This is a genomic window from Treponema sp. R6D11 (assembly GCF_054786075.1).
In genome coordinates this window covers 1-342 of record NZ_BDHD01001278.1, presented here as the reverse complement: position 1 = coordinate 342, position 342 = coordinate 1, and the positions used below count along the sequence as shown (strand labels likewise).

Below are 342 nucleotides of genomic sequence, written 5' to 3'. Positions count from 1 at the left end.
CGGAAGACGAGCGCGTTAATATTTCTATATATGAAAATCTTAATTCGGCGGTTGTAAATATTACCACCGAAGTTATGGCTATAAACTGGTTTCTGGAGCCTGTTCCTCAGGAAGGCGGATCGGGTTCAGGCTCGATCATTGATACTAGGGGCTATGTCGTTACCAACAACCATGTGATAGACAGGGCGAGCAAGGTTCGTGGATGATCACCCGGAAGAAAAGCACGGGGGAAGGAACGCTGATCAGGATATTTTTAAGGAGCGACCAAAATACCTTTATCCAATTCCGCCCGTTTAACGGCGAAAAATGCCAGATGGACGCGATCGTTTACGGCGGCTATGT

General features: G+C 47.1%; 1 pseudogene. It reads left to right on the top strand.

Annotation, left to right across the window (positions count from 1 at the left end):
• Positions 1–197 (top strand): annotated as a pseudogene (locus tag ACYVTD_RS18430) (S1C family serine protease); the annotation flags it as partial.
• Positions 198–342: the final 145 nt, after the last annotated feature.